The following is a 5,982-nucleotide window of genomic DNA, read 5'->3' as shown; positions in this document are numbered from 1 at the left end:
CAGACCTGAACGAAACGAGAATTGTGTTACCCATGTCGTCGGTTTGAAGTGTTACCCATGTCGCCGGTTGCTCAGAAAAACGAATGACCTCTTCGCGCATCCATCGGCTGTCGCTGACGCATTTCCGCAATTATCGGGCGGCGAGCGTCTCGACGCGCGGTGACGTGGTGGTGCTGGTGGGGCCGAATGGCGCCGGCAAGACCAATTGCCTCGAAGCGATCTCGTTTCTGGCGCCGGGGCGCGGCCTGCGTCGCGCCACGCTGGAAGACGTCGCCGACAACCAGGGCGACGGCTCCTGGGCCGTCTCCGCCGAGGTCGAGGGCGCGCTGGGGCTTTCGACGCTCGGCACCGGGATCGAAGCGCCCGCGCAAGGGGGCGAGAGCGTCAGCCGGCGCTGCCGCGTCGATCGCGAGCCGGTAGGCTCGGCTGCGGCTTTTGGCGACCATCTGCGCATGGTGTGGCTGACGCCCGCGATGGACGGCTTGTTCATGGGCGCGGCTTCCGAACGACGGCGGTTCTTCGACCGGCTCGTGCTTGCGATCGACTCCGAGCATTCCAGCCGCGTCTCGGCGCTGGAGCGCTCGCTGCGTTCGCGCAACCGCCTCCTGGAAGTGCGCAACTATGACGACCATTGGTGCGGCGCGATCGAACGCGAGACCGCGGAGCTTGCGGTCGCGGTCGCGGCGACGCGCGGCCAGACCGCCGCAAGACTGTCGGCGATGCTGCGCGAGCGCGCGCAGGGCTCAGCGTTTCCTTCGGCCGAGATCGCGCTCGACGGCTGGATGGAGAATGCGCTGCTCAGCGAGCCCGCAACGGCCGTCGAGGACCGCTACCGCGAGATCCTGCGCCTCAGCCGCGCGCGGGATGCCGCCGCCGGACGCACGCTCGACGGCCCGCATCTGACCGACCTGCAGGTGGTCTATGCGCCAAAGAACATGCCGGCACGCGACGCCTCCACGGGTGAGCAGAAGGCGCTCCTGATCGGGCTGGTGCTGGCGCATGCGACGCTGGTCGCCGAGATGACCGGCATCGTGCCGCTGCTCTTGCTCGACGAAGTGGTGGCGCATCTCGATCCTAGCAGGCGCAAGGCGCTGTTCGACGAGCTGGCAAAGCTCGGCGCGCAGGTCTGGATGACCGGCGCCGATCCTGCCGCATTCGTCGATATCGGAGCGAATGGCGAGATCTTCGACGTCGAGTCAGGCCGCATCAGCCGCCGCGGGTGAAGCTACTTTCCCGGGGCGCCTGCTTTGGCCCCATCAAGCACGCGGTCGATCACCGCGTCGACGAGATAGGTCGAGCCCTTCTCGGTGAGGTGAATGCCGTCGCTTGCGGTGATATCGCCGGCGCTGTCGCCGATCCGGGTCAGGCATCCCTCGCCATTGCACAGCACATCCCAGGCGGAGACGAATTCCGCGCCGGCGGGGGAAAGCTTCTCGCGCATCACCGCGTCGAACCATCCGCTCGTCACGCCGCCGCTCCAACGCGCCGGGAGCAGGCCGTGATAGAGCAGGAAATAACGCAGCACTTCATTCGGCAGCCCGCGCCGCCAGGTCGGCACCGCGCCGAGAACGACCACGCGCGCGCCGGTCTCGCGCTTCAGCGCGGCAGCGGTCTCGGCGATCTCATCCAGATATCTGTCCCAGGTGCCGTGCATCAGCACGATGTCGGGCCTCGCATCGCGGATCAGCGAGAACACCTTGTCGTTCATGGCGCGGCAGTTGGGCGTACCGGGTATATCGACGTTCAGGACAGGGATGCAGGACGCCGAGGTGAACTGCGCGATGCCGAAATTCTTCGTCTCCTGCGCCTTGCGCAAGCCGGGCAACAGCGCGCCCGCCGTCGAGTCGCCCCAGATCACGACCAGCGGGCGGCGATCGCGATCGACGCAATCATCGGCGAACGATGTGTCGCGGCCGAGATCGAGCAGGCATTGGTGGAACCGCCATTGCGCTGATTGTGTCGACACACCGGCCATGGCGCGGATTTCCGGCGGCAGGCGGAAATCGTAGCCACGCCCCCAAACGACAGTGCCGCCGAGCGCGGCCACGAGCACCATGCTCGCGCCCAGCGCAACCAGCTTGCGCGGCTGCGGCCGGCCGAAACGCAGCGGCTTCTCGATGTAGCGGTAGGTCGCCCAGGCGAGCAGCACGCTCAAGAGCAGGATCAGCCCGCGTTCGAGCAGCGTCAGCGGACTGAACTTGATCAGCGCGAAGAACACCAAGAGCGGCCAGTGCCAGAGATAGAGCGGATAGCTGATCAGCCCGATCCAAACCATCGGCCGGCTGGCGAGCACGCCGCGGTTGAGCCAGGCCGTAGGCGCCGACAGCAGCAGCGCAGATCCGGCAACCGGTAGCGCCGCGCGCCAACCCGGAAACGGGCTGTGGCTGTCGAACAAGCCAACCGCGAGCGCGATCAGGGCGAGGCCTGCGAACGCACGCCAATCGCTCGCGGCGCTCGGCTTGCCGATCTGGCTCCAGCCCAGCGCCAGCAAGGCGCCGGCGAGCAATTCGAAGGCCCGCGTGAATGGCAAATAAAAGGTCGCGACCGGGTTCGCGCCGATCAGCGAGAGATTGAGGGCGAAGGAGACGGCGCCGAGAATCGCGGCGATCCAGAACAGTTTCAGCCGCAGCCGCGCGGCCAGCATCAGCAATAGCGGCCAGAACAGGTAGAACTGCTCCTCGATGCCGAGCGACCACAGATGCAGCAGCGGCTTTTTCGCCGATTCGACGTCGAAATAGCCCGACTGCAGCAACAGCGCGATGTTGGCGAAAAATGCGGCGCTGGCAAAGACGTCGCTGCCCAGTTGCGCATAGGCAGATGGCAGCATGACCAGCCAGCCCGCGACCAGCACGACCGGAAGCACGACAATCAGCGCCGGAAAAATCCGCCTGATGCGCTTGGCGTAGAAGACGGCCAGACTGAAGCGCTCCTCGTCGAGCCCGTGCGCGATGATACCGGTGATCAGGAAGCCGGAAATCACGAAGAAGACATCGACGCCGACGAATCCGCCCGGCGCGGCTTCAGGAAAAGCGTGGAAGATCAGCACCAGCATCACGGCGATGGCGCGGAGGCCATCGATATCGGGCCGGTAAAGCTGGGACGGCAGGGACAAGGGCGAATAATCCGGAAATTGCGGAACTAGGAGAAGGCATCGAAGTCAGCCTGCTTCGATGCCCTCTGTAGCAGGTAGGCGAAGCACCGCCAGAGGGGGCTCGCTGAGCGATCCAAATCGGGATTCTCGGGCGCTCGAAATGGGCCTCGAATCGCGCTTTTTCGCGGCCCTTGAAACAGCCTTGAGCCGCCTTGAAAAAAGGCAAAAAAATACTATTTATTCAACAGCTTGCGGAGACAGACTTTGCGCTAGGCGCGATGCATCTTTCGTGGCACAAATAGTATAATCAGCCCTCAGTTTTGCGCCGCTGATTCGGGACATCCTAAGGCCTCACATGACAGAACCAGCCCGGCAGACCCCTGCCGAAAGCGAGCATTCCATTCCCGTGGAGTATGGTGCGGAATCTATCCGGGTCTTGAAGGGCTTGGATGCCGTGCGCAAGCGGCCGGGCATGTATATCGGCGATACCGACGACGGTTCCGGCCTGCATCACATGGTCTATGAGGTCGTCGACAACGCGATCGACGAAGCGCTCGCGGGCCATGCGACGCGCGTGGAAGTCGTGCTCAACCCCGACAATTCCGTCACCGTGCGCGACGACGGCCGCGGTATTCCCGTCGACATCCACAAGGGCGAAGGCATCTCCGCGGCCGAGGTCATCATGACCCAGCTCCATGCCGGCGGTAAATTCGACCAGAACTCCTACAAGGTTTCGGGCGGCCTGCATGGCGTCGGCGTCTCCGTCGTCAACGCGCTGTCAAGCACGCTGAAGCTCCGCGTCTGGCGCGACGGCAAAGAGCATTACGTGGAATTCGCCCACGGCGATGCCATCGCCCCCCTGAAGGTGGTCGGCGACGCCCAGGGCAAGCGCGGCACCGAGGTCACCTTCCTCGCCTCCACCGAGACCTTCAAGAACATCGAATATGATTTCGCGACGCTGGAGCATCGCTTGCGCGAGCTCGCCTTCCTCAATTCCGGCGTCAACATCCTGCTCTCGGACATGCGACATGCCGTCGAGAAGCGCGAGGAGTTGCATTACGTCGGCGGCGTCGAGGAATTCGTCAAATATCTCGACCGCAACAAGAAGGCGATCGTCGCCAATCCGATCATGGTCCGTTCGGAGATGAACGGCATCGGGGTCGAAGCCGCGCTGTGGTGGAACGACAGCTACCACGAGAACGTGCTGTGCTTCACCAACAACATCCCGCAGCGCGACGGCGGCACCCATCTGGCCGGCTTCCGCGGCGCGCTAACGCGCCAGGTCAACGGCTATGCCGAGGCCAACGCGAAGAAGGAAAAGATCACGCTGACCGGCGACGACTGCCGCGAGGGCCTGACCGCCGTGCTCTCGGTGAAGGTGCCGGATCCGAAGTTCTCGTCGCAGACCAAGGACAAGCTGGTGTCCTCGGAAGTGCGTCCCGTTGTCGAGAACGTCATCAACGAGGCGCTGGCTGCCTGGTTCGAGGAGCATCCGACTGAGGCGAAGGTCATCGTCGGCAAGGTGATCCAGGCCGCAGCCGCTCGCGAGGCCGCACGCAAGGCGCGCGAACTGACCCGCAAGAATCCGCTCGCGATATCCTCGCTGCCGGGAAAACTGGCCGATTGCCAGGAGAAGGATCCCGCCAAGTCGGAACTCTTCATCGTCGAGGGTGACTCGGCAGGCGGCAGCGCCAAGCAGGGCCGCAACCGCGAATTCCAGGCGGTGCTGCCGCTGCGCGGCAAGATCCTCAATGTCGAGCGCGTCCGCCCCGACAAGATGCTGTCGAGCGAGCAGATCGGCACGCTGATCACCGCGCTCGGCACCGGCATCAGCGACGACTTCGCGATCGACAAGCTGCGCTATCACAAGATCATCGTGATGACGGACGCCGACGTCGACGGCGCCCATATCCGCACGCTGCTCTTGACCTTCTTCTATCGCCAGATGCGCGAGATCATCGACGGCGGCTTTCTCTATATCGCGCAGCCGCCGCTCTATAAGGTCACGCGCGGCAAGTCCGAGCAGTATCTGAAGGACGAGCGGGCGCTGGAAGATTATCTGATCGAGGCCGGGCTCGACGATTGCGTGTTCACGCTTGGCACCGGCGAGGAACGCTCGGGCCGCGATCTGCGTTCCCTGATCGACGACGCCCGCGTCATTCGCGCCGTGCTGCGCAACCTGCACAGCCGCTACAATCGGAAGGTCGTCGAGCAGGCCGCCATCGCAGGCTTGTTCGGCAAGGACATCTACAGCAATCCGGAAACCGCAGCGGCCGCGGCAGAATACATGGCGGGACGGCTCGACAATCAGGCCGACGAAGTCGAACGCGGCTGGACCGGACAATTCGTGGAAGGCCAGGGCTTCATGTTCGAACGCACCGTGCGCGGCGTCAAGGATGTCGCCGTCATCGACGACGCCTTCCTCGGTTCGGCTGACGCCCGCAAGCTCCACGAATTCCGGGAGCGGCTGCAGAGCGTCTATGCCCGCTCCGGCAAGCTGCGCCGCAAGGACAGCGAGCAACTCATCTACGGCCCGGTCGACCTGTTCGAAGCCGTAACCAACACGGCCCGCAAGGGCCTGACCCTGCAGCGCTACAAAGGTCTCGGCGAGATGAACCCGGAGCAGCTCTGGGAGACCACGCTGGATACCGAAGTGCGCTCGCTGTTGCAGGTGAAGGTCAAGGAGGTCGACGAGGCCGACGACATCTTCACCAAGCTGATGGGCGACGTGGTCGAGCCGCGCCGCGACTTCATCCAGGAAAACTCACTCAGCGCAAACATCGACATCTGACGCGAAGCGCGTGTCGATGGTCTTGCTCTAGGGTCTGTTGGGATTCAGGATTCTCATTCGTGCTTGGCTGTGATTCAAGCTTTGGATGGAACGATTCGTT

3 protein-coding genes are annotated in these 5,982 nt (G+C 64.0%); 2 read left to right on the top strand and 1 reads right to left on the bottom strand.

Going from position 1 to position 5,982, the window contains the following annotated elements; translation table 11 throughout:
* The first annotated feature begins 83 nt into the window (after positions 1–83).
* Entirely contained in the window at positions 84–1,223 is a 1,140-nt protein-coding gene (gene recF, locus AAFX91_RS37900) for a DNA replication/repair protein RecF (RefSeq protein WP_394569900.1), read from the top strand.
* Positions 1,224–1,225: 2 nt separating this feature from the next.
* Here recF and AAFX91_RS37895 read toward each other — a convergent pair whose 3' ends face one another.
* Positions 1,226–3,112, bottom strand: a complete 1,887-nt coding sequence (locus tag AAFX91_RS37895; protein WP_394569899.1) for an acyltransferase family protein — start codon at positions 3,110–3,112, stop codon at positions 1,226–1,228.
* A gap of 334 nt (positions 3,113–3,446) precedes the next feature.
* Between AAFX91_RS37895 and gyrB the strand changes: the two genes are divergently transcribed.
* Entirely contained in the window at positions 3,447–5,882 is a 2,436-nt protein-coding gene (gene gyrB / locus AAFX91_RS37890; RefSeq protein WP_130582498.1) for a DNA topoisomerase (ATP-hydrolyzing) subunit B, read from the top strand.
* The last annotated feature ends 100 nt before the right edge of the window (positions 5,883–5,982 follow it).

The organism is Bradyrhizobium sp. 31Argb (assembly GCF_043638955.1).
Classification (GTDB): Bacteria; Pseudomonadota; Alphaproteobacteria; order Rhizobiales; family Xanthobacteraceae; genus Bradyrhizobium.
Note: the sequence above shows the minus strand (reverse complement) of the source record. Positions and strands in the feature narration are given on the sequence as shown.

Coding starts and splice junctions, on each gene's coding strand:
- gyrB (WP_130582498.1), top strand. CDS start 3,447: ATGACAGAACCAGCCCGGCAGACCCCTGCCGAAAGCGAGCATTCCATT.
- recF (WP_394569900.1), top strand. CDS start 84: ATGACCTCTTCGCGCATCCATCGGCTGTCGCTGACGCATTTCCGCAAT.